Source organism: Brevundimonas sp. FG8 (assembly GCF_057808845.1).
Genome location: NZ_JBMDIU010000007.1, coordinates 54,737 through 80,177, shown reverse-complemented (window position 1 = coordinate 80,177; position 25,441 = coordinate 54,737). Strand labels below are relative to the sequence as shown.

The window sequence follows — 25,441 nt, the reverse complement described above, 5'->3', positions numbered from 1 at the left end:
ACTCCGTGACTTGCCAAGAGCGCGTCCTGTCGCTGATAGTTAGCGCTAACATCCGCCCGGTTCCGGGACGGAGGGCGTGTTCAAACCGGTCGCGCCAAACAAGAAACTCTCCCGGGGGGAACCCAATGCTGCGCACTGTTTCCGTTCTCGCGCTGACGCTCGCCATCGCTCAGCCGGCCTTCGCCCAGAACCCACCGCCCGTGCCGGATGTCGCGCGTGCGAACCCGGCCAACTGGCCGCACGCCTCGTCGCCGGATGCGATGAGCGACGCCCGGACAGAAGCCTTCGTCGCCGATCTGCTGTCGCGCATGACGCTGGAAGAGAAGGTCGGCCAGACGATTCAGGCTGACATCGCCTCGATCAAACCTGAGGACCTGCTGACCTATCCGCTCGGCTCGATCCTGGCGGGCGGCAACTCCTCGCCGGGCGGTGATGAGCGGGCTTCACCGCAGGCGTGGGTCGATCTGGCGCGCCAGTTCCGCGCCGCCGCCGCCGCCCGACCGGGCGCGCGCATCCCGCTGATCTACGGCATCGACGCCGTGCACGGGCACAACAATGTGGTCGGTGCGACCATCTTCCCGCACAACATCGGCCTGGGCGCCGCGCGTGATCCGGACCTGATCCGTCGCATCGGTGAGGCCACGGCTCTGGAAGTCGCTGTCACCGGCGCCGACTGGACCTTCGGCCCGACGCTGGCCGTGCCGCGCGATGACCGCTGGGGTCGCGCCTACGAAGGCTATGCCGAGGATCCGGAGGTTCAGCGCAGCTACGCCGGGCCGATGACGCTGGGCCTTCAGGGCGAGCTGTCGCCGGATCATCCCCTGCTTCCGGGCCGCATCGCCGGTTCGGCCAAGCACTTCCTCGCCGACGGCGGCACCACGGACGGGAAGGATCAGGGCGACTTCGCCGGGACGGAACAGGAGCTGATCGACATCCATCTGGGCGGCTATGTGCAGGCGATCGACGCGGGCGTGCTGTCGGTGATGGCCAGCTTCTCCAGCTGGAACGGCTTCAAGCACTCGGGCAATCCGACCATCCTGCGGGACGTGCTGCACGGTCCACTGGGCTTCGACGGCTTCGTGGTGTCGGACTGGAACGCCCACGGCCAGCTGCCGGGCTGCTCCAACGAAAGCTGCGCCTCGGCCTTCAATGCCGGTATCGACATGTTCATGGCGCCGGACAGCTGGAAGCCGCTGTACGAGAACACCCTGGCTCAGGTGCGTTCGGGCGAGATCAGCATGGCGCGTCTGGACGAGGCCGTGACCCGCATCCTGCGCGCCAAGGTCAAGGCCGGCCTGTTCGGCTCACCCTATGAGGTCGAGGGCCGTTTCGAGCATCTGGGTTCGCCCGCTCACCGCGCCATCGCCCGTGAGGCCGTGCGCGAGTCTCTGGTTCTGCTGAAGAACGAAGGTTCAGTCCTGCCGATCCGCGCCGGGGCGCGTGTGCTCGTGGCCGGAACGGCGGCGGACGACATCGGTCAGGCTTCGGGCGGCTGGACCCTGACCTGGCAGGGCACCGGCAACACCAATGCCGACTTCCCCAATGGCCAGTCGATCTGGAGCGGCATCAACGAGGCCGTCAGCGAAGGCGGCGGCACGGCGGTGCTGAGCGCCGATGGTTCGTTTACCCGGAAGCCGGACGTCGCCATCGTCGTCTTCGGCGAGACGCCATACGCCGAGTTCCAGGGCGACGTGGACACGCTGGACTTCGTTCCGACCGAGCCGCTGGAGACCCTGCGTCGCCTGAAGGCGGCGGGTATTCCGACCGTGTCCGTCTTCCTGTCGGGCCGCCCGATGTGGGTGAACCCGGAACTGAACCAGTCCGACGCCTTCGTCGCCGCCTGGCTGCCGGGCACCGAGGGCGCGGGCATCGCCGACGTCCTGATCGGCGACCGCACCGGCAAGGCGCGTCACGACTTCCGCGGCGCCCTGTCCTTCTCGTGGCCCAAGGATGCGACCGGGGCGACCCTGAACCGGGGACAGCCGGGCTATGATCCGCTGTTCGCCTATGGCTACGGCCTGACCTATGCGCGCGGCGGTTCTGTGCCGACGCTGTCGGAAGTGTCGGGCGTGAGTGGCGAGACCTCGGTGGTCGATCGCTATTTCGTGGACGGCAAATTCGTCTCGCCCTGGTCGCTGTTGCTCAACGACACCGGCGGTCAGGCCAAGCCGACCCTGGGGCTGGGCGGCGTCAGCCCGCGCGGCGCTATCGAGGCCTTTGTGGTCGATGACCGTGCGCAGGAAAGCGCCCGTCAGTTCCGCTGGAACGGCTCGGGCCACGGCGACGCCCAGATCTGGGGCAGCGCGGTGGACCTGACCCGTCAGTCCAACGGCGAGATGGCGCTGAGCTTCCGCTACCGCGTCGACGCCCGTCCGGCCTCGGCGGTGTCGCTGAAGGTGCAGGGCGGTTCGGTCGACATGACCTCGATCTTCAACAGCGCGCCCGTGGGGGAGTGGAAGTCGGTGAAGATCCGTCTGTCCTGCTTTGGCGAGGCAGGCGCCAATCTGGCGGGCGTGGAGACGCCGTTCCAGCTGGGCACGTCCGGAACCTTCACGGTCTCGGTTTCGGAAGTCCGGCTGGCGTCGAACGAAAACGACACGGTCTGCCCGGCTCACTAAACGCTGAGGCAAGCGAACGGGGGCGGTCGTGATGCGGCCGCCCCTTTTTGCTGTTCAATCGCTCAGGCTCTAGAAGGCGGCATGGCGAAACGCCCGGCGACCCCGAAAAAGACCCTGACCGCTCCCAACCTCGCCGTTCTCGGCGCGGATCGGCTGGCCGCGCTCCTGATGGAGGTGGCGGGCGGCGATGCGCTGTGGAAGCGGCGGCTGCGCATGGAGCTGGCAGGCGAGGTCGGTGCGCCTGATCTGGCGCTGGAGCTGGACAAGCGTCTGACCACGTTGGGCGACAGCCGCGTGCGGGTGTCCTGGCGCAAGCGGCCTGAGCTGATCCGCGATCTGCAAAGCCTGCGCCGGATGATCGTTGACCGGCTGTCGCAACTGGATGCGCGGCTGGCGTTCAACCGGATGGTGGCGTGGTTCGACCTCTATCCGGGGCTGACGGTGCGGGTGAAGGATCCCAAGGGCGAACTGGGTTTGCTGTTCGACGGCGCGACCGGAGAGTTGGCGAGGCTGGCCTCGGCGCTGGGGCCGGAGGGGGCGGCGCCGATCCTGTCGGACGCGCTGGCCACCCGGCTGTCGGAGTGGGCGTCGTGGGTCGGACGCGGGGTGGATGATCTCAGCCCTGCGGTTGCGTCAGCGCTGTTGACTGATCTGACGAAGGGTAAGCCGCGTCCAACCGGGCGACTGGCGCTGGTGGTTCGCAAGCTGGCCGAGCGCAGTGGCGATCTGGACGCCTGGATCAGCGCCATTCCCGACGACGACCGGAAGCGGCCCGAGGTCGGCTCCGTCATGGCCGCGAGGCTGGCGGCCGCCGGACGGGCTGAGGAGGCGAGGGCCGCGCTGGACGCCTCCCGCCCGGCGGCGCCGCCGTCCTCGCGCTGGGGGCGCAAGCCGGAGCCCGCGCCCGCACCGCCCGAGCAATGGTTTGAGGCCGAGATCGCTGTGCTGGACGCGGAAGGGCGCGTCGCGGAAGCGGACGAGGCGCGATGGGCGCTGTTCGAGCGGAACCTGTCACCCGACGCCCTGCGCGCCATCATCGCCCGTCTGCCGGACTTCGAGGACGTGGCGGCGCTGGATCGGGCCTTCGCCCATGCCGCTGGCTATTTCGACCCGGTGAAGGGGCTGGCCTTCCTGATGAACTGGCCCGCCCTGCGCGAGGCGGCGGAGATGGTCGAGGCCCGCTCGGGCGAACTGCGCGGCGGGCATGAGGATACGCCCCTCTGGGCGGCTCGATTGGCGGCCCGCTATCCGAAGGCGGCGCTGGTGCTGCTGCGGGCGCGGGCGAAGACGCTGGTGCGGCTGGGCTCGGGCATGACCGAGGAGGTCGAGGGCCTGATCCATGAGGCTGAAAGTCTGGCGACCCAGACCGGCGATGACGGACATGCCGCCTTCGTCGCCGGTCTACGCACCGATATCGGGACCGGTCGGCTGCTGCGGCGCTAGCAGCCCGAGTCGGCGGGCGGCATCGGCGGCGAGGCCAGACCCGTGTTCCAGTTCCAGCCGATCGTCCCGGCCGCGCGGCGGCGGCACATGGTCTGTTCGTGCAGGTCGAACATGCCGGGGAACAGGGCCGTTTGCGGCTCCGGCCCGTCGCGGAAGGTCATCCAGCTGCGACTGTCTCCATAAGGCGCCCAGTCCGGGGCGTTCGTCGCCACCGGCTGACCAGTGCGGATGAAGCTGGTCCAGTAGCCGACCATGGCGTCCGACAGGCGCCGTTCCGCCGCGGTGTCGGGAACCTTCGGCCAGCGGGGCGGGGTCCGCTCCAGCGTGCCGAACACGTAGGGCAGTTCGCTGGCATGGAAGCCGTGCAGGCCCGCGCTGTCCGCCGCCGGATAGCCGTGGTCGAACAGATAGAGGAAGGACGGATGTCCCGCCGCCGTCTGGGACCGCACCGTACGCTCGGAGGTCCAGCCGTACAGGGCGTCCCGGCTGGCGGCCAGGATGCTCTCGCCGACATCGGAGGACGGGTAGAGAGCCAGGAAGGCGTCGGCCATGTCGCCGTAACGTTCGCGGATCATCCGCTCATAGTCCGCAGCGCTGCCTGGGGCGGCAGGCGCCAGAACGCGCAGGGACCGGATTTCACCGCTGTTGAACCCCGCCAGCACCGGGACAGGCGCCTGCTCGCCCCGATCGAAGGTATCGACCAGCTGGCGCGGCAGCACCTTGCCGTCCACGACGCCGAAGGTGGCGAAGCCGCCCAGCGCCGCGCGGTCGGTCAGGGTCTGGGCGTCCATGCTGCGCAGGGCGCGCAGGCTGGGCGCCTGCAAGGTGCGCGAGAGGGCCGACCCGGCCTCCTCGCCTGACGGCGCGCCGAAACGGGCGGTCTTCAGCTCGGGCGTCGAGATCATATAGGCGCTCTGGGCGATAGCCCGGTCGAACAGGCCGCGCGCCAGCGGCGTACCCATCAGATACAGGACGCTCAGGCCGCCCGCGGACTCGCCCGCGATGGTGACATTCTCCGGATCGCCGCCGAACGAGGCGATGTTTCGCTTCACCCATTCCAGCGCCGCGACCTGATCCATCAGGCCGTAGTTGCCGGAGATGCCCAGCGGGCTTTCGGCGCTGAGGTCCGGATGCGACAGCCAGCCCAGAACGCCGAGGCGGTAGTTGATCGAGACCACGACCACGCCTTCGCGGGCCAGCCGTCCGCCGTCGTACAGCGTCTCCTTGCTGGAGCCGGTGACCAGAGCCCCGCCGTGGATCCAGACCATGACCGGCGCGCGGCCGGTGGTGGACGGGGTCCAGACGTTCAGGGTCAGGCAGTCCTCGCTCGTCGCGCCGATGTCGGACGAATAGATGGTCTGGAAGACCGGCGTGGGCTGGATGCAGGCCGCGCCGTAGCGGGTGGCGTCCCGCGTGCCGGTCCAGCGGGCGGCGGGGGCGGGCGGTCGCCAGCGCATCTCGCCGACGGGCGGGGCCGCGAACGGGATGCCCTTGAACCCGGCGATGCCGTTCTCGGTCGTTCCGCGCACGGCGCCCGCGGGGGCGGTGACCGTCTGGGCGTTCGCCGTGGCGCAGGCGGTCAGGGCCAGGGCGCTGACCGCGATGGAGAGGAAACGCTTCATCAGACGGCCTCCGCCTTGAGCCGGCGACCGATGACCTTCGACAGCCACAGGAACAGGCCGATGGCGGCCAGATAGACCGGGATCAGGGTGTAGAGCGCGATCTGCAGCGAGTTCTCGGGATGCGTGGCGCGGAAGAAGTCGCTGGCGGCGCCGACATAGGTCGGACCGAAACCCATGCCGATGAAGTTCATCACCAGCAGCAGCAGGGCGCCGGACATGACCCGCTGGTTCGGTTTCACCTCCTCCTGCACCAGCGCCACCGACGACGACAGATAGAAATAGTTCAGGAAGTTCGGCCCCAGCATCAGGACCAGCGCCAGCGGCCAGGACGGCGCCCACACAAAGGCGATGTAGAGCGGCAGGGCCAGTGTGAGCGAGAGCGCCGGGAGCAGGGCGTAGGCCTTCTTCGTCCGCTTCGTATATTTGTCGATCAGATAGCCCGAGGCGAAGATGCCGCCGCCCATGCCGATGGCGACCACCAGGGCGTACCACAGGGCCACGTCGCCCAGCTGCATGCCCTTCTCGCGCATCAGGAACAGCACGGCGAAATTGCCCAGACCGTAGGTGACGATCTGGGTCACGCCGCTGCCCAGCGAGGCCAGCACCAGCACCGGGTTGGAGAAGAACATCTTCACCGTCGCCCAGAAGCCGGCTTTGGCGGGCGTCGCGGCAGGGGCGGGCGCCAGCGGGGCGTCGGTGGCGGCGACCGCGGACTGATCCAGTCCGCCACGGCGGGGCTCCTTGACCAGCAGGGGCGTAATCAGCGCGACCAGAACGCCGACCGCGCCGATGGCGATGAAGGCGTCACGCCAGCTGAAGGCGGCGGCGATCGAGGCGCCGAAGGCTATGCCCAGCGCCGCGCCCACGGGCGGTCCGAGATTGTAGATGCCCAGCGCCATGCCGCGACGGCCGGGCGGGAAATAGTCGGTGATGATCGCATAGGACGGTGGCACGCCCCCGGCCTCGCCGAAGGCGACGGACATCCGCGACGCGGCCAGCTGGCCGAAATTCCTCGACAGGCCGAAGGCGATGGTCGCCGCGCTCCAGATGCCGCAGGCGACGGAGACGACCCAGACCCGGTTGGTGCGGTCCGCCAACCAGCCCACCGGAATGGCGATGAAGCAGTAGAAGAATGCGAAATACAGCCCGCCCAGCAGGCCCAGCTGACCATCGGTGATGTGAAGGGCGTCCTGGATCGGCTTGGCGAGGATCGACAGCAACTGTCGGTCCAGAAAGTTCAGCACATAGATGAACCACAGCATGCCCAGGGCGACCCAGGCGTTTCTGCCGACCGAGGGGTGGGCGGAGGGCGGTCCTCCGGATTCAATCGGTGTGGCGCTCATGGTCGTTTCCTCGGCTGCGGGCCTTGTGGCCCGTCTATTTCTCGGGATGGGTCAGGGCGGCGTAGGTCAGACTTCGGGCCCGGATGCGGAACTCGCCGCTCACCGGGTCGGCCATGCGCTGGATCAGGCCGACGAAAATCAGGTCGTTTTCCGGGTCGATCCAGAACCAGGTTCCGCCGCCGCCGCCCCAGCTGAGTGTGCCCTTGCCCTCGACCAGTCCGAGCCGCTTCGGATCCTCGGTGATGGCGAAGTCCAGACCGAAGGTCAGGGCGCGGCTGAAGGGCAGCAGGCGCAGCGGGTGGGTGGTGTCCAGCACGGCCTCTGGGACAGCGTTGGTGGCCATCAGGTCCACCGTCGCCGGCTTAAGGATGCGGACGCCGTCCAGTTCGCCCCGGTTCAGGATCATCTGGCAGAAGCGGGCGTAGTCCATGGCCGTCGAGATCAGCCCCCCGCCGCCACCCTCGAACCGGGGCGGGCGGGTATAGTCGTTGATCGGCATGTCGAAGGCTTCGGTCGCGACCCTGATGCCGCCCGCGCCGTCGTCGCAGTACATCTCGGCCAGCCGGTGGACCTGATCAGCGGGCACATGAAAGCCGGTGTCGGCCATACCGAGCGGCTCGAAGATGCGGGTGCGCAGGAAGTCCGCGAAGCTCATCCCCGACAGCCGTTTGACCACCAGCGCCTGCAGATCCGTGGCGATGGAGTAGAACCACTCGGTTCCCGGTTGGAACATCAGCGGGATGCGGGCGGCGCGTTCGGCCAGATTCTCATGGCTGTCGGCCATCATGACGCCGGTCGCGCGATAGGCGCGCTCGACCGGATGCACATCGAACAGGCCGTAGCCGAGGCCGGTGGTGTGGCTCATCAGCTCGCGCATGGTTGGCGCGCGAATGGCGTCTTCGGTCAGCATGGAGCCGTCGTCGGCGATGCCCGCGAACACCTTCTGGCCGATGAACTCGGGCAGGTAGTCGGTGATCGGGTCGTCCAGCCGCCACAGCCCCTGTTCGTACAGGATCATCATGGCCACGCCCGTGACCGGCTTGGTCATCGAATAGATGCGGAACAGGGTGTCCCGTTCGATCGGCTTGTCGTCCGCCAGATCGGCCTTGCCGAAGGTGCTGAAGGCGGCGACCTGTCCGTGGCGGATCAGCAGGGTGGACGTCCCGGCGACCTTGCCGCTCTCCACCATTCCCGACATGTACCCGTCGAGCGACGCGAGGCCTTGCGGGTCGAAGCCGAGCGCTTCGGGGCTGGAGGCGAAGGGCAGGTCGCGCGCCGTCATCCCTGCGTCCCCTGTCGCGCCGCCGCGCGATCCCGGCAGACGCCGATGAAGCCGTGGGCCATGAAGGCGGCCATCCGCTCCTTGATCGCGTCGAAGTCGTCGGACCGGCATTTGCCGCCGGACAGGTGATCGATCCGGCCTGTCCGGGCGAGGCTCAGCGTCAGGGCGCCGGTCACGAAGTGGTAGCCCCAGAAGATGTCTTCTTCCGCCGCCTCGGGCAGGGCCTGTTTCAGCAGGCCGATCAGACGCAGCACGACGGGATCGTACAGCCGGTCCATCACCTCCGCGCCCCAGGCCGGGGTGTTGTTGATCTGGGCGCTCAGGGCCCCGAAATGCCGCCAGCCGTCGCCGCCGTTGGAATAGGTGTCCAGATCGGTGTCCAGAAACGCGCGCAGGGCGCCCTCGACCGTCGGCTTGCCGTTCGCGGCCTTCTCATAGGCGTCCAGCGCATCCATCCGTCGTCCGCTGGTCACCGGCGCGCGACGGGCCATGACCTTGTCGAACACGTCCTGCTTGTCGGCGAAGTAGTAATGGACCAGCGACTTGTGGACCCCGACCTTGTCGGCGATGTCCTTGATCGTGACGCCATAGAAGCCGTGCTGCGAGAACAGCTCCTCGGCGGCATCGAGCAGTTGCTCCAGACTTTCGGCGCGCTGCTCGGCCTTGCGGCGGGGCTTCGGGGACGGGGTGGGCATGACCTGAAACTCCGGGCGGTCCGGCGTCTCCGGTTGGGGATACGCCGACTCGATGCGTGAGACGGCGGTCATCCTATGCGCCTCCATAGGTGGCGCGAAGCTGGGTCTTGTTGATCTTGCCCGTCGCGGCCAGCGGCATGGCGTCGACGCGGACCACCTGCTCGGGAATCCACCAGTCCGCGACCTGTCCCTTCAGCGCGGCCTTCAGGTCTGTGTCGGCGATCTCCTGTCCACGCGCGGGTTCAATGACCATCAGCGGACGCTCGCCCCACTTCGGGTCAGCCCGTCCGATCACGGCCACCAGACCGATGCCCGGCAGGGCGCCGATGATGTCCTCGATCTCGACCGGATTGATCCATTCACCGCCGGACTTGATCAGGTCCTTGGAGCGGCCCGCGAGGGTCAGGTTGCCGTCGTCGTCCAGCGAGGCAAGGTCGCCGGTATCAAACCAGCCGTCGGCATCCACGGCCGGCTCGGCCGCGCCGAAGTAGGCGTTCACGACGCTCTGGCCCTTCACCTTCAGGCGCCCGACGCCGTTGCGTTGGTCGGGCAGGGGGATGCCGTCGGCGTCTGTCAGCAGCAGGTCCAGACCCAGGGGCGGCCGTCCCGAACCGCGCGTCGCGCCCGGCTGATCGGTGCGGGGGGAGATGGCGCCCAGCGGCGACAGCTCCGTCATGCCCCAACTGGTCTGCACCGTGGCCCCGAACCGGCCTTCCATCCGGCGCAGCAGGCTGTCCGGGCAGCTGGAGCCGCCGATGATGATGCGTTCCAGACTGTGGGTCTGGCCGCCGGTGGCGTCCAGATGGTCCAGCAGGCCCAGCCAGACCGTCGGCACCCCGACCGCGACCGTGACCTGATGCCGATCAATCAGGCGGGCCAGGCTGGCGCCGTCCGTGACCCGTCCGGGCAGCACCAGGGTCGCGCCCACCGCCGGCGCCGCGAACGGCAAGCCCCAGGCGTTGGCGTGGAACATGGGCACGGCGACCAGCACTGTATCGTGGGCGGTCAGGGCGATGGAGTCCGCCTGCAGCGCGCGCAGGGTGTGCAGGTAGTTGGAGCGGTGGGTATAGGCCACGCCCTTGGGCGCGCCCGTGGTGCCCGAGGTGAAGCACAGGCCCGCCAGAGCGGTCTCGTCGAACTGGCCCCAGATCGCGGGACGGCCACGCGAGGCCAGCAGGCTCTCCAGATCGCAGATGTCCTTGCGGCCCGGCTCGGCCGTTTCGCCGTCCAGCAGGATCAGCCGTTCCAGCGAGGGGCAGGCGTCCATCAGGGCCTCGGCCATGTCGCGCAGCCCGGCGCCGACGGCCAGTACGCGGTCGTCCGCCTTGGCCACCATGGCGGCCAGATGGGCGACGGTCAGGCGGGGATTCAGGGTGTGGCAGACAAGGCCGACGCCCATGGCGGCATACCAGACCTCAACGTGATGCCGGGTGTTCCAGGCCAGGGTGGCGATCTTCTGGCCCGGCTTCAGGCCCATATCGAGCAGGGCGCCGGACAGGCGGTTGGCACGGTCGCGCAGACCCGCGTAGCCCAAGGCGTCGTCGCCGTCCGGCCCGCTCGCGGTAACCACCTGCGCGGTCCCGTGCCACTTCGCCCCATGATCCAGAAAGCGATCAACGGTCAGGGCGTAGTCCTGCATCGGAGCGGGGAGAAAGGCGGTCATCCTGAAGCGGCGGTCCAGTCGATAGGCAGGGGGGAGGAAGGGCAGGGAGGGGCGACGGCCGGAGCCGTCGCCCCCACGCGGTCAGAAGGTCCGCGTCAGGTTGACGCCGAACTGGCGCGGCGGTCCGGCGTAACGCAGGCCCGCGTTGATCGCGGCGATGTAGGTCTGGTCGGTGGCGTTGTGCACATAGCCGGCCAGCGTCCAGTTGTCGGTCTTGTAGCTGAGCAGCAGGTTGACCAGGTTGCGGGCCTCCAGCCGATCACCCAGCGCCTCGTTGTTGAAGATGCTGGTCCAGGATTCCGCGATGTGGGCGTAGTCCATGCGGGGCGACAGCGTCGCGCCATTCGGCAGGTGGACGTCGTACTGGACGCCGATATTGAACGTGAACTCCGGCGCATAGCCCTGGGTGTTGCCGTCCAGATTGAGGCAATTCGGGCTGGCCGGACCGGTCTCGGCGTTACAGGTTCCGCTGCGGGCGATACGCGGATCGGCGGCGTAGAACTCGCCCAGCTCCGACTTCGACAAGGCGGCGCCGACATCGACGGTCCAGTCGTTGATCCGGGCCTGCGCCGAGGCTTCGAGACCCATCAGCACCGTCTCGTCCGCCACGTTCACGATCGAGCTGAACAGGGGAACCGCCGGGTCGCCGACGATGACCTGGAAGCCCTCGTAGGTCATGTAATAGGCGCCCACCTGGGTGCGGACGCGACCGCCGAACATGGTCGACTTCCAACCGATTTCGTAATCGACCACGTCTTCCGGACCGAAGGAACTGGCCGGGACATAGAAGTTCGGCGCGTTCAGACCGCCCATCTTGAAGCCGGTCGCTACGAAGCCATACAGGAAGTTGTTGTCATCGACCTTGTAGTTGAGGCTCAGCTTGCCGGTGGTCTTCTCGGCGGTGACCTCGTCGTTCTGGAGCAGGGTCAGGCCGAACGCCGGGTAGGTCGTGTAGACGTTCTCATTACGCGAGGTGCTTTCCGACCAGCGGGCGCCCAGCTGAATCTGCAGCCGGTCCGAGATGTCGTAGCTGATCTGGCCGAAGACAGCCTTGGTCTCCTTCGGCGTCTCACCGAAGATGTAGTAGTCCAGCACGCCCTCCGGGAAGCCGACGTGGTAGGCTCCCTCGGGGAAGGTGGTGACCGGGAACGTCACCTTGTCCTGTTGCCAGAAGGCGCCGACCAGCCAGGTCAGGCGCTGGTTGTCCGGCGAGACGATGTTGAACTCCTGCGACCAGACCTCTTCCTCGACGCGGTCGTAGAAGGTGTTGTTCAGGGCGCTGGTCCCGTCCAGATCGGTCGAGAAGACGCTGATGCCGTCCTGATAGCCGGTGATCGACCGCAGGGTGATGCCGTTGTCCAGCACATAGCTGACGTTCAGCGACACGCGCGCGGTCTCGTCCTTGCCCGAGTGCGGGCCGTTGGCCGTGATCTCGAACGGATCGTTGGTGGCCAGCGCCGGGTCCGCCGGGTAACCGCCGAAGTCCAGGCTGTTGTAGTCGGCCTTCAACAGGACGCGCAGGGCGTCGGTCGGCATCCACAGGAAGCTGGCGCGCACGCTGTTCATGTCGATGTCGCCCGGGGCGCCGCTGTACGGGCCGGTGATGTCGTGGAAGCTGGAGCGCTGCTCGCTGTTGAAGGCGAAACGGGCGGCGAAGGTGTCGCTGATCGGCAGGTTGATCGCGCCCTGGAACTTCAGGTTATCGTAGTTGCCGGCCTGCCCCATCACATAGCCGTTCACGCCCGTGAAGTCGGGGTTGCGCGATGTGATGAAGACGGCGCCGCCGGTCGCATTGGTGCCGGCGAAGGTGCCCTGCGGGCCCCGCAGCAGTTCGACGCCGCCGATGTCGTAATAAGGCTCGGTCTGGAAATAGCCGGGGAATACCGGCACGCCGTCACGATAGGTGGTCACGCCCACGCCGATGGCGGTGGTGGCTTCGGACTTGCCGATGCCGCGCACGTTGAAGAAATTTCCTTGGCCGTAGTTCTGGACGGTCGTGGAAGGGGCCACGAACTGCAACTGCTCCAGTGAGAAGACACCCCGGTCGTCCAGGCTTTCACCGGACAGGACGGTGGCCGCGACGGCGGTTTCCTGGAGGTTGCTGGTGCGGCGCTCGGCGGTGACGACCACCTCGCCCAAGGTGGTGGCCTCGTCCTGTTGATCGGTCTGCGCGGTCGCGGCGTCCTGAGCCTGCGCGGCTCCGGTCCACAGCAGGACGGCGGCGGATGTGGTGAGCCAGAGCTTGCGCCCCATGGTCTTCCTCCCTCGATGTTTCCTCGTGCGCTCTGACGGCGCCATGGGATCACCGTCTCACCGATTCAGAAGATCGTCAATCCTCACTCGCCGGCTAGTGAATGTTGACCTTTCGGCGAACATCAGCAGAGTGCGCCCACCGAAGCGAGGCAGGCGGCGATGTCCGCGACACGAGGGGACCACCATGAGCATTGATCTGAAGGGCCGCGTGGCCATCGTCACGGGCGCCGGTGGCGGTTTGGGACGCAGTCATGCGCTGGCTCTGGCCCGCTACGGCGCCAGGGTGGTTGTCAACGATCTGCAGTCCGCCGCCTGCGACGCGGTCGCGGCGGAAATCACCGCCGCGGGCGGCGAGGCCCTGTCGTGGCCGTGCAGCGTGACCGACCGGGACGGCGTCTTCGCCATGGTCCAGGGCGTCATCGCGCACTGGGGTCAGGTCGATATTCTGGTGAACAACGCGGGCATCCTGCGCGACAGGACCTTCGCCAAGATGGACCTGGACGATTTCGAACTGGTGCTGGACGTGCACCTGATGGGCTCGGTCAATCTGACCAAGGCCGCTTGGGACCATATGCGCGAGCGCGGCTACGGCCGGGTGATCTTCACCACCTCCTCGTCGGGCCTGTACGGCAACTTCGGCCAGTCGAACTACGGCGCGGCCAAGATGGCGCTGGTCGGTCTGATGCAGACCCTCGCACTGGAAGGGCGCAAGTCCGGCATCCACGTCAACTGTCTGGCGCCCAGCGCGGCGACGCAGATGACTGAAGGGCTCTATGCCGAGGAGGATCTGAACGGCCTGTCCACCGATCTGGTCAGCCCCGGCGTCGTCGCCCTGGCGGCGGAAAGCGCGCCGACGCGGACCATACTGCTGGCCGGGGCGGGGGCGTTCGAGCAGGCTCATATCACCATGACGCAGGGCGTTCACATCGGCGCGGCGCCTGACGCGGCGGACCGGATCGACGCCCAATGGGGCCGCGTCTCCGACCGTGCGGGCGAGCAGGTCCCGGAATCCGGCGCCGCCCAGTACACCCACGAGGTCAACCACCCGGACCGCTTGGGTCAGGACGCCCTCAGCGCGGCCTGACGCGGCGGCTCCCGGTGATCCGGGTTCAAATCTGAAGCGCGAAGTGCTTAAAGTCGGTCCCTGATCCGCGTTCGCACGCCAACCCGAAGGCAAGGAGGGCCGGGATTGTCTGATCGCACAACCGCGCTTCCGGACGGACCGGCCGTGCCGCCGACCTCGCCGCTCATGGCCGACGACCGGTTCGCCCCGGGAATTACCGTGATCGGCGATGCTGGCGACAACGCCCTGTACGGCACGCACAACGACGACACCCTGAACGGTATGGCGGGGAACGATGTCCTCAACGGCGAAGACGGCTATGACTGGCTGATCGGCGGGGGCGGGAACGATGTCCTCAACGGCGGCGACGGCATAGACACCGGGGACTATTCGGCCGCGGCGTCCGGCGTGACAGCGCGTCTGGATATCGGCCGGGCGACCAATGACGGCGACGGCGGCGTCGATATCCTGAACTCTATCGAGCGGTTGTACGGCTCGGCCTTCAACGACGTGCTGATCGGCGACGGGCAGGACAACCTGTTGTTCGGCGGCGCGGGATACGATGTGCTGATCGGCGGGGCCGGTAATGACCGCATCTACGGCGGCGTCGGCGCGGCCAACGAGCTGTACGGTGGCGCGGGCGACGACACCTTCTATCTCGACGCGAACGACACGGTCGTGGAACTGGCGGGCGGCGGTATCGACACCGTCCGGACCTCCCTCACCCTGGTGAACCTGGCCGCCAATGTCGAGAACCTCTGGTACGACGGTCCGCAGGATTTCACCGGCAACGGCAATGCGGAAGACAATGTCATCACCGGCGGATCGGGCAATGACGTCCTGCGCGGCGGGGTCGGCAACGACACCCTGAACGGTCGGGGCGGCATGGACGCCGCCGACTATTCCACCGCCGCGTCGGGAATCCACGCCCGACTGGACTACATGACCGCCTTCAACGACGGCGACGGCGGGGTCGACACCTATGTGGATATCGAGGCCATCGTCGGCTCCGCCTTCGACGATCTGCTGGTCGGCGGCGCGCTGAACGACCATCTGTCCGGCGGCCTCGGTCGGGACACCCTGCTGGGCGGCGCCGGAAACGATGTCCTGAGTGGCGGTCAGGGCGTGGCCAATACGCTTCAGGGCGGGGTGGGCGACGACCGCTACATTCTCGACGCCAACGACACGATCGTGGAGCTGGCGGGCGAAGGGTTCGACACCGTCGAGGTTCATATCGGCGCCTATGTGATGGCGGCCAATCTTGAGAACATGGAGTACGTCGGCCAGACGACCTTCAACGGCACGGGCAACGCCGGAAACAACAATATCTACGGCGGTGACCTGAACGACGTCCTGCGCGGCGGGGGCGGCGATGATCACCTCTATGGCGGCCGGGGTGATGATACCGTCGTGCTGCGCGGCGCCGCCGGCGACTACACCATCACCGGCGATGGCGTCGGCTATCGGATTGTTGACGCTGTTCCGGGCCGCGACGGCTCTACCTATGTGACCGGTATCGAGACCGTGCTGTTCGAGGCGGACGGTACGACCCGCACCCTCAGCTACACGCCGCCACCCGCGCCCTCCGAGCTGATCGACAAGCCGGACTACGGCGACGCCCAGGTGTTGCCGGGCGTCATCGACGACGCCTTCCTTGATCTGGGCGGGGTGGATTTCGGACCGCAGACCCTGCCGCCGGTGTTCGACGACTTCCTGGTGCTGGACGACGGTCTGTCCGATCCGGTCTGGATCGCGGCGGCTCATAACGCGGCGCCGGAAATCCAGCATATCCTCGACATCTTCCACGGCGACGACGCCGGTCACCACGGTCCGTTCAACGCCGTCGATCCCTGGGCCTGACGATTGCAAGGTTTCACTGGGTTGTCGGCGGCCAACCGGGTTCGCCTTCACGCCGCTTGGCCCAGCCGGTCGGCGTCGTGTCCGTGAACCGGCGAAACAGCTTGTAGAACTGCGACGCGCTCAGGCCGGTGGCCTCGGCCAGTGCGGCATGGGACGTCAGGCCATTCCGGTCGATCAGGCGGCAGGCCGTCTCGATCAGCGCCCTTTGCCGGTCCAGCAATGAGGGCTCCTCCGGGAGGCACCGGCCGCGGGGGCGAAAGCCGGTGGCGCGCGCCTCGGACAAGGTGTCGTGCAGCCGGATGTTCTCGGGGCGGGCATGGCGCGACGGGCAGGTCGGGCGGCAGTAGACGCCGGTGGTCACGACGGAACACCAGAAGCGGCCCTCCGCGCGCGGGTCGCGGCGATACAGCTGGGCCAGCCGCCTGTCGCGCCGATGCGGATCGTCTGATGAGGGGTGCATCAGAAAAGGGGAGAATGGGCGCGCTGATCGGGGGCGGAAAGCGCGCCCATCCCTTCCATCAGAAGCGGCGGACGTAGCTGACCGACCAGACATCGGCTTCGCCGGCGCCCTCGTCGGTGAAGTCACGTCGGGTCCAGTCAACCCGCAGACCGTCGTTTCTGAAGAAGGCGGTGGCGCCGACGCCGTAGTTGAAGCTTTCGCCGTCGCTCTGGACGGTCACGCCGGAAGAGGTGGCCTCGATCGCCGACGTGCCGTAGCCGGCGCGGGCGAACAGTTCGAAATTCTCGCCCAGCGGCAGGAAGGCGACGGCGTAGGCGGCGGCGTCGTGCTTCAGCTCGATAGCGCCCGAGCCGCCGCCGATGGAGACGTCATAGCCCTCATCCTTCACACCGAAGCTGGCTTCGGCCTCTGCGCCGACCCAGGGCAGGATCTTGTAGCCGAAGCGGCCGGTGACGGCGCCCAGATCGGCCTGGTCGGTGCTGACGGCGCTGTAGCCGACGCTGCCGTAGAAGCGGCTTTCATCCTGAGCGTGGGCGGCGACCGGCAGGGCGGTCAGAACAAGGGCGGAGGCCGCGATGGCGGTCTTGAACATGGGAAACTCGTCGTCGGAAAGACAATGCCGGGGGGAGGCGGGGCCACGAGTGCGGCCTTGTCTTCAGGACGCCGTCGGCGATCAGACGCCTTATGGTTTCAACCCGTTTTTCTTCAGAAGGCGGCTTCCAGCGTCAGTCGGACGGTCAGGGGACGAACCGGAGCCGCCTCGGGCTCGGACAGCTGATAGGGTGAGCCGATGCCGTAGCGGATGCCGCGGGTGTCGAACGGGTTGGAGACGCGCAGCACGGCCGCCCGTCGCTCGTCGCCCCACCGCGCCGTCAGGGCCGATTGCAGATAGCCGCCCTGCGGCACGTCCAGCATCGGGCCGACGCCCAGCCTCGATTGGCCGATGTAGCGGAAGTCCGCGCCCAGTCTCAGCGGCAGGTCCAGCACGTCGCCCGGCTCCCAATCCAGGCTCAGCTGCGCGCCGAACGGGGCGACGTTGGGGATGTCGGTCGTGCCGCCGCCGATGGTGCTGAAGCGCGTCCGGGTCAGGCGGCTTTCGTTCAGGAAAACTCCGCCGGACAGATCGAGGGTCTCCAGCGGCCGCCAGGCCGCCTTCAGGGCGATGAATTGGATCACGCCGTCGCCGACGTTGTCTGTGACCAGATCGCCGCCTTCGGTGACGATGTCCGCCTGCACATCGCGCCAGTCGACCCAGCCGACGGAGACCTCGCCGGACAGGCCGTGCCAGCTGTCGCGGCTGCGGGCGCCGACTTCCAGCAGGGTGACCCGGTCGCCCTGATAGCGGGCGAAGGCGCCGTTCGCTTCGTTGACCCCGGCGGGGCGGACCGATTGTTCGAACCGGCCATACAGGGCGACGGCGGGCAGGGCGTTCCAGCGGGCCGACAGGCTGGGCGTCAGTCGCCAGGTCATGCCCCGGCGGTCATCCGCGATACGCACGCCGTACGCCACGTCCTCAATATCACTGTCGATGCGCACCGCCGACAAACGTGCGCCGATGGCGACGCGCCAGTCCGGGCTGGGGGACAGGGCGGCCTCCCCAAAGGCCGCGAGTTCGGCGAAGCTGCGGGTCAGGTCCATGCCCTGCTCCGGACCCGGCGCCGGGGACAGGTCAAGACGGCGGCGCTCCACCCGCGTTTCGCCCAAAGCCACGCTACCGCCGCCCGACAGGGTCCAGCCGCCGTCCGCGCGATAGTCCACCCGGGTCTCGGACGAGAGGGCGAAAAGTCTCTGACGCCGGTCCACCGCGCTGGGGAAGGGATCGCCGGGCTGGCTGGCGTCGAACCGCTCGGTCAGGCTTTGTCGCGACATGCTGGTGGCGGAGATCAGGGTCGAACGCCCCATCTCGCGCCGGGCGGTCAGTCCCAGAATCCGGATACTGCTCTCATAGGGCTCCAGCACCTGCCCTGACCGGCTGAAACCGATCTGGCCGGCCGGAATGGTCTGGGAGTCGTCGGCGGACACGATCTGCACCGCGCCGGCCAGATCAAGGCTCCAGTCGCCGTCGGTCCAGCGCAGGGCCAGTCGCCCGCCGACCGTATCGATGCCGTCCGTGGCGTCCAGATCGGCGTCCGGGTCGTTCAGAAAGCCGCCGTCCCTCCGCGCATAGGCGACCAGACGCGCGGCGGCTCGATCCCCGAAGCCTTGATTGAGCACCAGCGCCGCCTCGTGACTGGGATCTCCGCCTGACGTGGCGCCGCCGCCGACGATGATCCGGCCCGAGCGTTCGGACAGGGCGGGCGGCTCCGGCTGGATACGCAGCACCCCGCCGATGGAGCCCGCGCCGAACCGCGTCCCCTGCGGGCCCTCGAACACTTCGATTCGGCGGATGTCGATCAGGGTCAGGTCGGGATCGGGCGAGCCGTAGCCCAGCCGCAGGTCGCCGAAATACTGGCCGACGGTCGCCTGTAGCGGGCCGTTCATGGCAGAGTCCGCCAGTCCCCGCACGAACAGCTTGTTGCGCCCCGTGCCCTGACGGGTGGAGTCGACCGTGGACGACAGATCGGCGATCGCGTCGCTGGCGCCGGTTCCCTCTATTCTTTCCAGAGCGCCCGGGGTGATCAGGCTGCGGCCGGTGGAGTCGCGCAGGCCGACCGGCGGCACGGCGGTCACGACCACCTCACTCAGCGTGGTGGGTTCAGGGATGACGAAGGGGGGCGGGGACGGCGTTGAAGCAGGGCGGCGCGAGGCCGGGCGTCGCGGCGCGGTCTCGATGCGGTAGACACCGTCGCCGATCCGCACGGCCCGCGCGCCCAACGGCTCCAGCAGTTGGTCCAGGGCCGCCTCCGGCGACATTCGCCCCCTCAATGCGCGTGTGCGCCGCCCGGAAAGGTCGGCGGTGATCACCACGTCGATGCCCGCCTGCGCGGCCAGCCTGTTGATCGACGGCACGGCTGCGCCGGGTCTCAGGTCAAAGCTCTGCGGCGCCCCGGCCTGCAGCGTCAGCAGCCCGGCGGCCAGCCATGCGGCGACGGTCACGGCTCCAGCCGCCAGCCTTCGCCGTCCTCGATGACGGTCACGCCCAGCAGAAGGGCGATCCGGTCCCGCTGCACGCGGGCGTTCGGTCCGATGTTCAGGCTGCCGCTGAAGGAACGCCCGGCCAGCCCGGGGGCGACCCGGATCGGGCGGTTCAGGGCGCGGGCCAGATCCTGCGCCACGACATCCAGACGTTCGCCGTTCCACGACAGCCGGCCTTCGCGCCAGTCATCGACAGCCTCGATATCCACCGGGCGGCGTTCCAGACCGCGCGGCGAGGCTACGACGCTGTCGCCGGGGTTCAGGGTGGCGCTGTCGCCGCGCGCATCGACCCGGACCGAGCCTTCGGAGACCGCGACCCGCGCGCCGTTCTGCAGATGGGTGACGTCGAACACCGTGCCCAGATCGGTCAGGATCGCTTCCCCCACGCCGACGATGAAGGGGCGGGTGTCGTCGTGCACCACGTCGAACAGGGCGCGGCCGCCCTCCAGCGTCACCTCACGCGGCTTGCGCCGGTCCATGCTCAGGCGGGTGCCCCCGTCCAGCGTGATCTTCGAGCCGTCAGCCAGAGACACCGTGCGCTGCTCGCCCGGCGCGGTCTCGATCGACCAGGGACGGGGCGTCTGCGTCCAGCCGATCCAGCCCAGACCCACGGCCAGCGCGCCGACGGCGGCGGCCATCACCGCGCGGCGGGGCAGGGGGAACTGAACGCCCCGTCGGATGACGGGCGCGGCCCGGCGCGGCGGCGCGGACTTCAGGGCCTCGACGGCCTCGCCCTCGGCCTCCGCCAACCGCCAGTAGGTCTCGGCGTTGCGTGCATCGGCGGCCAGCCAGGCCTCCCACGCGTCCCATTGGTCGAACGCGGGATCGTTGACGCGGACCAGCCAGTCCAGCGCCGCCTGTTCAATCTTCATGTCCGTGGCGCTCATCCCCATCCCCCAAGGACGCCGCCGAAACGATCTTGCCTCATGCCCGATCCCCCGAAAGATCGAGAATGGCCGCATAAACCCGTCGCAGGTGCTTCTCGACCGTACTCAACCCCATGCCGAACTCGACCGCCAGTTCCCGCTGGGTGACGCCGTCGACGCGGTGACGGCGGAACAGGGCGGCGGCGGGATCGCCGATGGCGTCCAGTCGGGCCTGCACTTCCGCCAGGGTCTGCGCCGCGATCAGCCGGCGTTCCGCGTCGGCGCTTTCAACGCTGTCCTCGGGCAGGTTGGCCGGGCTCTGCCAGGCCGCATCCCGCGCCGCCGTGCGCCGCATGCCCCGCCGCCGATCCAGCACGGCGGTGTAGACCATGCGCAGCAGATAGGCCTGCGGGTTGGCGATCGGTCCCTCGGCGTGACGGATTTTCAGCCACACATCCTGAACCACGTCCTCGGCGTCTTCGCCCACGCCCATGGCCCGCGCTCGCCGCATCAGGGCCGGGCGCATGTCCGCGAAGACCGCTTCGAGCCCTGCGGCCGGTCCCGTGGGCGGAATGTCGGATGACGCATCCATCAGCGCGGGCCATAGCCCTGCAATCAAGGCGAAATCTAGCCCGTCGGTGGCGGCTATAGCACCGAGTGCAGCACCGCCTCCCCGGCGACAGCCTTGTCGAAGCCCGGAGTCCGGCGCGCGTTCGGGGCCCAGGCGGTCAGACGGCTTTCGGCGTCCTCAAGCTTCCGCACGGCGGTGACCAGATTTTCGGCCACCTGTTCCGGGTCAATCAGGTCGAAGGCGGTCACCCATCGGATCACCGCGACCTCCGCTCCATCCGCCGCCCGGGTGACGATGTATCGTAGAAGGGCGCGGGCGGTGGTCCCTCGAAAGGCGCCGAACGTGCCTTCTTCCGTCACGGAGCGGGCCAGTTGCGCGGTCCAGTCCGGCAGGGTCAGCGCCGGATCATACAGCCGCGCCAACGCATAGGTCGGCAGGGCGTCTTCCGGGGTCAACAGGCGCACGTCGAGGAGCATATCGATCCTATGCCCGGTCCGGACGTCCCGCGCCTTGATTTCGGTCAATCCCGGTTTGCGTCGACGGCGGCCATGGACGTAAACTGCCGCCCTCCCATGCTCGAACTCCGCACCCTCCCCAATGATTGCGCGAAACGGCGTAGCGAAACGGCCTGTGTCGGCTGCGGCGCGCGGGCGTTCAGCGTGTGCGGAAGCCTCGCGCCCACCGATCTGGCCCGGCTGGACGCCATCGTGGAGCGCACGGCGCTGAAGGCGGGCGACAGCCTGACCCGCGAGGGCGATCCGGCGACCCACGTCTTCAACATCACCTCCGGCTCGGTGCGGGTCTACAAGCTGCTGCCGGACGGGCGCCGTCAGATCACCGGCTTCCTGTTCGCCGGGGATTTCGTCGGATTGGCCAGCGGTTCGGACTACGCCTTCGCCGCCGAGGCCATTGAGGATGTGACCCTCTGCCGGTTCCGCAAGACCGAGTACCGCGCCTTGATCCGCGAACTTCCGGCGCTGGAAGAGGCCCTGCTGGACCGCGCCACGCATGAACTGGCGGCGGCGCAGAACCAGATGCTGTTGCTGGGGCGCAAGCGGGCGCAGGAGCGGATCGCCTCCTTCCTGCTGGACCTGCCTGAGCGGGATCCGATCCGGCCCCAGACCGAAGGTCACATCCGCCTGCCGATGACCCGTTCAGAGATCGCCGACTATCTGGGCCTGACCATCGAGACGGTCAGCCGGGAACTGAGCAAGCTGAAGGCCGCGGGTGTGATCCGCCTTCTGTCCCTGCACGAGCTTCTGGTGCTTCAGCCTGACCGTCTGCGCGATATCGCCGAGGGGCTGGATTAAGCCGCGGCCGGACGGCGACCGGGCGTCAGCCTGCTTCGGCCATCGGCCTCCGCGCCCTCGATCCGCGCCTGCACGGTGCACAGCCCCATCGGCGCCGCGCGGTGGCTGACGAGGATCAGCCCTTGTCCGCTCGCCGTCATCCGCTTGTCCAGAGCGGCCAGCACCCGGTCTTCGGTTTCGGCGTCCAGTCCCTCGGTCGGCTCATCCAGAACCAGCCAGGGCGCATCTCTCAGATAGGCGCGGGCAAGGCCGAGACGGCGGCGCTCCCCGCCTGACAGTCGCTCGCCGTTCGGGCCGATCGGCGCGTTCAGCGCCAGTGGATCGGCGCGTACCCGGTCGGCCAGTTGGGCGTCTTCGAGCGCCGCCCACAGGGCATCATCATCCGCCGGCCCAGCCAGCAGCAGGTTGCGCCGGATCGTGTCGTCCAGCAGCCGCACGTCCTGCGCCGCATAGGCGAACAGGTCCCGTCGGATGTCCGGCGTGATCTCCGCGACGTCAAAACCGCCCAGCATCGCTTCGCCCGGCCGGGCGTCGCGCAGACCGCACAGCCGTTCGATCAGGCTGGTCTTGCCCGCGCCCGACGGCCCATGCAGGCCCAGACGCATGGGTGGCGACAGGGGCTGATCCAGCGCGATCAGCGCCACCCCGGCGTCGTGCGGAACATGGCCACGGGACACCGGGGCCGCCGGCAGGGCGGCGTCCAGCCTGTCCAGCGCTTCTTCCGCCCGACCGTTCAGGTGCAGGGCGCCGGTCAGGCCGCCGGCGGCCTCGATGCCCATCACCGCCGCCAGCACCGCCAGCGCGATCATCGGCAGGTCCGCGTTCCTGGCGGCGAGAGCGACGCCGGTGAGGGTCAGGGCTGTCGCGGCGGCCTGCCAGGCGGCGATCCAGCCGCCGGCGCGGGCCATGGCGATCTGCGCGCGGTCTGACGCGGCGGCGCCGGCAGCCACCTCGCGCGCCGCCCAACGGTCCAGACCATAGGCCTTCAGTTCCGGCGCGGCGGCTTCCAGCGAGGCCAGCCGTTCCTTCAGCGCGCCCATGGCGGTCTGCGCCTGCCGTCCCGCCGGAGCCGACAGGGCGCGGGCGATCAACACGCTGACCCCGCAGGCGGTCGCCATGCCCGCCGCCAGCGCCAGACCCGCCCACGGGCTGGCGATCATGGCCAGCGCGACCGAGGCCGTCAGCCCAGCGCCGAAGCTCCACGGCGCGGATCGGCGCACGAACACGGTCTGAACGGCGTCTATGTCCTGCACCAGTCGCGCCGACAGCTCCCCGGACGACAGGCCCAGCGCATTGTGGAGCGGTCCCCGGGCGAGGGCGTCGAAAAGTTGGGGCCGCAAGCGAGCGAGGGCCTTCAGCGCCGCCCGATGCCCTGCGACGCGTTCAATGTAGCGCGCGCCGGTCCGCAGGATCGCCAGCAGGCGGATGATCGCACTGGGCATCATATAGTTGAAGGCGTGCACGGCGGCCGATCCCGCGACGCCTGCCAGCGCCGCGCCCGTGATGAACCAGCCTGACAGCCCCAGCAGGCAGACGGCCGCCACCGACACCAGCGCGCCCGAGGCGGCGGCCAGCCTGAGCTGATCCCGCTGGACGCGGCGCTGGTCGAGGATCAGGTCGCGGATATGGGCGTGTGGCTTCACAGGCGAACCACCTTGTCGGCGAGCGCCGCGACGGCTTCGGAATGGGTGGCGATCAGGGTGGTGCGGCCCTGCGCGGCGGCGCGGATCACTGTCAGCATCGCCTGTTCGGACGCGGGATCCAGATTGGCCGTTGGCTCATCAAGCAGCAGGATCGGGGCGCGCTTCAGAATGGCGCGAGCCAGGCCGAGCCGCCGCCGTTCGCCGCCCGACAGGCCGCCGCCGCGCTCGTCGATGGGGCGATCCAGATCGGCGGTCAGACCGGCGGTGCGCGCGGCCATGGACAACCGGCCGGGGCAGGCGGACGGATCGGCCACGGCGATGTTTTCACCCAGCGATCCGGGCACGACGACCGGCGCCTGTCCCGCGAAGGCGACCTGTCCGGCGACGCCGCCGGTTTCGCTCAGCCGCGCGCCGCCGATCTCGACCTCGCCCCGGCTTAATGGAGCCATGCCCAGCAGAAGATGCAGCAGGCTGGACTTGCCCGCGCCGCTGGCGCCCAGCAGGGCCACGCTTTGGCCGGGCGCGATATCCAGATTGAAGCCCGTCAGCACCGGCGGGACGGCGGGATCATAGGCGATGGTCACATCCCGGAACCGGATCGCCGGCGCAAGCTCTCCGAGGGCGGCGGCCGTGCGGGCTTCAGGCTCGTCCACCGTCAGGGCCGGGGCGGCCGCCTCGGCGGCCTGACGGTCATGATAGGCGGCGGCCAGACGGCGCAGGGGCTGATAGACTTCCGGGGCAAGCGCCAGCACGAAGAAGGCCTGCGCCAGCGTCAGCTGCTCCGGCACGGGGAAGGGCAGCAGGCCCAGCAGGTTGAAGCCGCAGTAGACGGCGATCAGCGCCACAGCGAGCGCCGAGAAGAACTCCAGCACGCCGGACGAGACGAAGGCGATCCGCATGACGCGGTTGGTGCGCTTCTCCAGTTCGTCGGCGCCCCGCGCGATCTCCGTTGTCGTCCGCTCGACCGCGCCGAAGGACAGGACGGCGGACAGGGCGCGGACCCGGTCGATGAACAGGCCCGACAGCCGTTCAAGCGCCTCGAACTGCTTGCGGCTCTCCCATGCTGCGGCGGTTCCGGCCAACGCCATCCCGAAGATGAATGGGAACAGGGTGAAGACCAGCACGCACGCCGCGACCGGGCTGGCGAAGGCGGCGGCACCGATGACCAGCAGGGGCGACACGGCGGCGGCCACCCGCAAGGGTACGAAGCGGGAATAATAGCCGTCCAGCGCTTCCACGCCCTCGACCACGGCTGTCAGCCGGTCGGTCGAGCGGCGCCCCCGACCGAACAGATCGGTCAACAGGCGCTCGCGCGTATCGGACTTCACCGCCCGGCCCATCCGGGCGCCCACCACCACGGCGGCCTGTCCGATCAGGCCGCGCAGCAGCAGGCTGGCCACCGCTAGCCCCAGCCAGGGCAGGGCGGCGTTCAGACCGTTCTCGAACCGGGCGATCATCATCGCCAGCCCGGCCGCGAACCCGATGGCCGGGATCACATCCGCCACGGCCAGAAGTCCGGCGAGGCCCGCCAGTCGCTTCCAGGGCCGTCCGGCGCGCTTCAGCCAGCCGGCCGGCGTGTCGTTGCTGATAGGCGCGGCGGTCATCGTCTCACTCCAACGCCCCGGGGCCGCCCGACGCTACTGGACAAAGCGCCGCTGGACGAAATGTCCCGGG

General features: G+C 68.7%; 19 protein-coding genes. 5 read left to right on the top strand and 14 right to left on the bottom strand.

Going from position 1 to position 25,441, the window contains the following annotated elements:
• Nucleotides 1-125 precede the first annotated feature (125 nt).
• Together ACODRV_RS12750 and ACODRV_RS12745 are read left to right on the top strand one after the other, a co-directional pair.
• Complete coding sequence (locus tag ACODRV_RS12750; protein WP_488908565.1) at nt 126-2,618, top strand: glycoside hydrolase family 3 protein; 2,493 nt, start codon at nt 126-128, stop codon at nt 2,616-2,618.
• Nucleotides 2,619-2,699: 81 nt separating this feature from the next.
• Nucleotides 2,700-4,061 (top strand): DUF6880 family protein, encoded by a 1,362-nt coding sequence (locus ACODRV_RS12745; RefSeq protein ID WP_488908564.1) that lies wholly within the window; start codon nt 2,700-2,702, stop codon nt 4,059-4,061.
• Here the strand turns inward: ACODRV_RS12745 and ACODRV_RS12740 are convergent.
• The 6 genes from ACODRV_RS12740 to ACODRV_RS12715 form a co-directional block, all read right to left on the bottom strand.
• Nucleotides 4,058-5,683, bottom strand: coding sequence for a carboxylesterase/lipase family protein (locus ACODRV_RS12740; protein WP_488908563.1), 1,626 nt, complete (start codon nt 5,681-5,683; stop codon nt 4,058-4,060). The genes ACODRV_RS12745 and ACODRV_RS12740 overlap by 4 nt on opposite strands.
• On the bottom strand, nt 5,683-7,026 hold the full coding sequence (locus ACODRV_RS12735) for a spinster family MFS transporter (protein ID WP_141627350.1): 1,344 nt from the start codon (nt 7,024-7,026) through the stop codon (nt 5,683-5,685). Before ACODRV_RS12735 ends, ACODRV_RS12740 begins: the two co-directional genes overlap by 1 nt.
• Nucleotides 7,027-7,060: 34 nt before the next feature.
• Nucleotides 7,061-8,308: a serine hydrolase domain-containing protein gene (locus tag ACODRV_RS12730; RefSeq protein WP_488908562.1), complete on the bottom strand. Its 1,248-nt coding sequence runs from the start codon at nt 8,306-8,308 to the stop codon at nt 7,061-7,063.
• On the bottom strand, nt 8,305-9,003 hold the full coding sequence (locus ACODRV_RS12725) for a TetR/AcrR family transcriptional regulator (RefSeq protein ID WP_141628347.1): 699 nt from the start codon (nt 9,001-9,003) through the stop codon (nt 8,305-8,307). The genes ACODRV_RS12730 and ACODRV_RS12725 overlap by 4 nt, the downstream gene beginning before the upstream one ends.
• Before the next feature lie 73 nt (nt 9,004-9,076).
• Nucleotides 9,077-10,666 (bottom strand): AMP-binding protein, encoded by a 1,590-nt coding sequence (locus ACODRV_RS12720; protein ID WP_488908561.1) that lies wholly within the window; start codon nt 10,664-10,666, stop codon nt 9,077-9,079.
• A gap of 81 nt (nt 10,667-10,747) precedes the next feature.
• A complete protein-coding gene (locus tag ACODRV_RS12715) occupies nt 10,748-12,919 on the bottom strand; it encodes a TonB-dependent receptor (RefSeq protein ID WP_488908560.1) in 2,172 nt (723 codons plus the stop codon).
• Nucleotides 12,920-13,103: 184 nt separating this feature from the next.
• On the opposite strand from ACODRV_RS12715, the gene ACODRV_RS12710 reads away from it, so the two are divergent.
• Both ACODRV_RS12710 and ACODRV_RS12705 read left to right on the top strand, forming a co-directional pair.
• A complete protein-coding gene (locus ACODRV_RS12710; protein ID WP_488908559.1) occupies nt 13,104-14,003 on the top strand; it encodes an SDR family NAD(P)-dependent oxidoreductase in 900 nt (299 codons plus the stop codon).
• 105 nt (nt 14,004-14,108) lie between these two features.
• Nucleotides 14,109-15,842 (top strand): calcium-binding protein, encoded by a 1,734-nt coding sequence (locus ACODRV_RS12705; protein WP_488908558.1) that lies wholly within the window; start codon nt 14,109-14,111, stop codon nt 15,840-15,842.
• Between the two features lie 13 nt (nt 15,843-15,855).
• Here ACODRV_RS12705 and ACODRV_RS12700 read toward each other — a convergent pair whose 3' ends face one another.
• From ACODRV_RS12700 to ACODRV_RS12675, 6 genes are all read right to left on the bottom strand, one after another.
• Nucleotides 15,856-16,302: an Ada metal-binding domain-containing protein gene (locus ACODRV_RS12700; protein ID WP_488908557.1), complete on the bottom strand. Its 447-nt coding sequence runs from the start codon at nt 16,300-16,302 to the stop codon at nt 15,856-15,858.
• Between the two features lie 58 nt (nt 16,303-16,360).
• Nucleotides 16,361-16,894 carry a porin family protein gene (locus ACODRV_RS12695; RefSeq protein ID WP_141627344.1) on the bottom strand — a complete coding sequence of 178 codons (534 nt, stop codon included), beginning with the start codon at nt 16,892-16,894 and terminating at the stop codon, nt 16,361-16,363.
• Between the two features lie 113 nt (nt 16,895-17,007).
• A complete protein-coding gene (locus tag ACODRV_RS12690) occupies nt 17,008-19,338 on the bottom strand; it encodes a TonB-dependent receptor (protein WP_488908556.1) in 2,331 nt (776 codons plus the stop codon).
• On the bottom strand, nt 19,335-20,264 hold the full coding sequence (locus ACODRV_RS12685) for a FecR family protein (RefSeq protein ID WP_488908555.1): 930 nt from the start codon (nt 20,262-20,264) through the stop codon (nt 19,335-19,337). Before ACODRV_RS12685 ends, ACODRV_RS12690 begins: the two co-directional genes overlap by 4 nt.
• A 37-nt stretch (nt 20,265-20,301) precedes the next feature.
• A complete protein-coding gene (locus tag ACODRV_RS12680) occupies nt 20,302-20,835 on the bottom strand; it encodes an RNA polymerase sigma factor (RefSeq protein ID WP_488908554.1) in 534 nt (177 codons plus the stop codon).
• A gap of 53 nt (nt 20,836-20,888) precedes the next feature.
• Nucleotides 20,889-21,290, bottom strand: coding sequence for a hypothetical protein (locus ACODRV_RS12675; protein WP_488908553.1), 402 nt, complete (start codon nt 21,288-21,290; stop codon nt 20,889-20,891).
• A gap of 183 nt (nt 21,291-21,473) precedes the next feature.
• On the opposite strand from ACODRV_RS12675, the gene ACODRV_RS12670 reads away from it, so the two are divergent.
• Nucleotides 21,474-22,124, top strand: a complete 651-nt coding sequence (locus tag ACODRV_RS12670) for a Crp/Fnr family transcriptional regulator (RefSeq protein ID WP_141628345.1) — start codon at nt 21,474-21,476, stop codon at nt 22,122-22,124.
• Here the strand turns inward: ACODRV_RS12670 and ACODRV_RS12665 are convergent.
• Both ACODRV_RS12665 and cydD read right to left on the bottom strand, forming a co-directional pair.
• A complete protein-coding gene (locus ACODRV_RS12665; protein WP_488908552.1) occupies nt 22,121-23,767 on the bottom strand; it encodes an amino acid ABC transporter ATP-binding/permease protein in 1,647 nt (548 codons plus the stop codon). The genes ACODRV_RS12670 and ACODRV_RS12665 overlap by 4 nt on opposite strands.
• The gene (gene cydD / locus ACODRV_RS12660; RefSeq protein WP_488908551.1) at nt 23,764-25,371 is read right to left on the bottom strand and encodes a thiol reductant ABC exporter subunit CydD; all 1,608 of its coding nucleotides are present in this window, start codon (nt 25,369-25,371) and stop codon (nt 23,764-23,766) included. The genes ACODRV_RS12665 and cydD overlap by 4 nt, the downstream gene beginning before the upstream one ends.
• Nucleotides 25,372-25,441: the final 70 nt, after the last annotated feature.

Bases quoted from the DNA above. Each gene is read 5' to 3' on its own strand.
- ACODRV_RS12740 (WP_488908563.1), bottom strand. From the start codon at position 5,683: ATGAAGCGTTTCCTCTCCATCGCGGTCAGCGCCCTGGCCCTGACCGCC.
- ACODRV_RS12710 (WP_488908559.1), top strand. From the start codon at position 13,104: ATGAGCATTGATCTGAAGGGCCGCGTGGCCATCGTCACGGGCGCCGGT.
- ACODRV_RS12745 (WP_488908564.1), top strand. From the start codon at position 2,700: ATGGCGAAACGCCCGGCGACCCCGAAAAAGACCCTGACCGCTCCCAAC.
- cydD (WP_488908551.1), bottom strand. From the start codon at position 25,371: ATGACCGCCGCGCCTATCAGCAACGACACGCCGGCCGGCTGGCTGAAG.
- ACODRV_RS12725 (WP_141628347.1), bottom strand. From the start codon at position 9,003: ATGCCCACCCCGTCCCCGAAGCCCCGCCGCAAGGCCGAGCAGCGCGCC.
- ACODRV_RS12675 (WP_488908553.1), bottom strand. From the start codon at position 21,290: ATGCTCCTCGACGTGCGCCTGTTGACCCCGGAAGACGCCCTGCCGACC.
- ACODRV_RS12730 (WP_488908562.1), bottom strand. From the start codon at position 8,308: ATGACGGCGCGCGACCTGCCCTTCGCCTCCAGCCCCGAAGCGCTCGGC.
- ACODRV_RS12680 (WP_488908554.1), bottom strand. From the start codon at position 20,835: ATGGATGCGTCATCCGACATTCCGCCCACGGGACCGGCCGCAGGGCTC.
- ACODRV_RS12695 (WP_141627344.1), bottom strand. From the start codon at position 16,894: ATGTTCAAGACCGCCATCGCGGCCTCCGCCCTTGTTCTGACCGCCCTG.
- ACODRV_RS12685 (WP_488908555.1), bottom strand. From the start codon at position 20,264: ATGAGCGCCACGGACATGAAGATTGAACAGGCGGCGCTGGACTGGCTG.
- ACODRV_RS12720 (WP_488908561.1), bottom strand. From the start codon at position 10,666: ATGACCGCCTTTCTCCCCGCTCCGATGCAGGACTACGCCCTGACCGTT.
- ACODRV_RS12750 (WP_488908565.1), top strand. From the start codon at position 126: ATGCTGCGCACTGTTTCCGTTCTCGCGCTGACGCTCGCCATCGCTCAG.
- ACODRV_RS12715 (WP_488908560.1), bottom strand. From the start codon at position 12,919: ATGGGGCGCAAGCTCTGGCTCACCACATCCGCCGCCGTCCTGCTGTGG.
- ACODRV_RS12700 (WP_488908557.1), bottom strand. From the start codon at position 16,302: ATGCACCCCTCATCAGACGATCCGCATCGGCGCGACAGGCGGCTGGCC.
- ACODRV_RS12735 (WP_141627350.1), bottom strand. From the start codon at position 7,026: ATGAGCGCCACACCGATTGAATCCGGAGGACCGCCCTCCGCCCACCCC.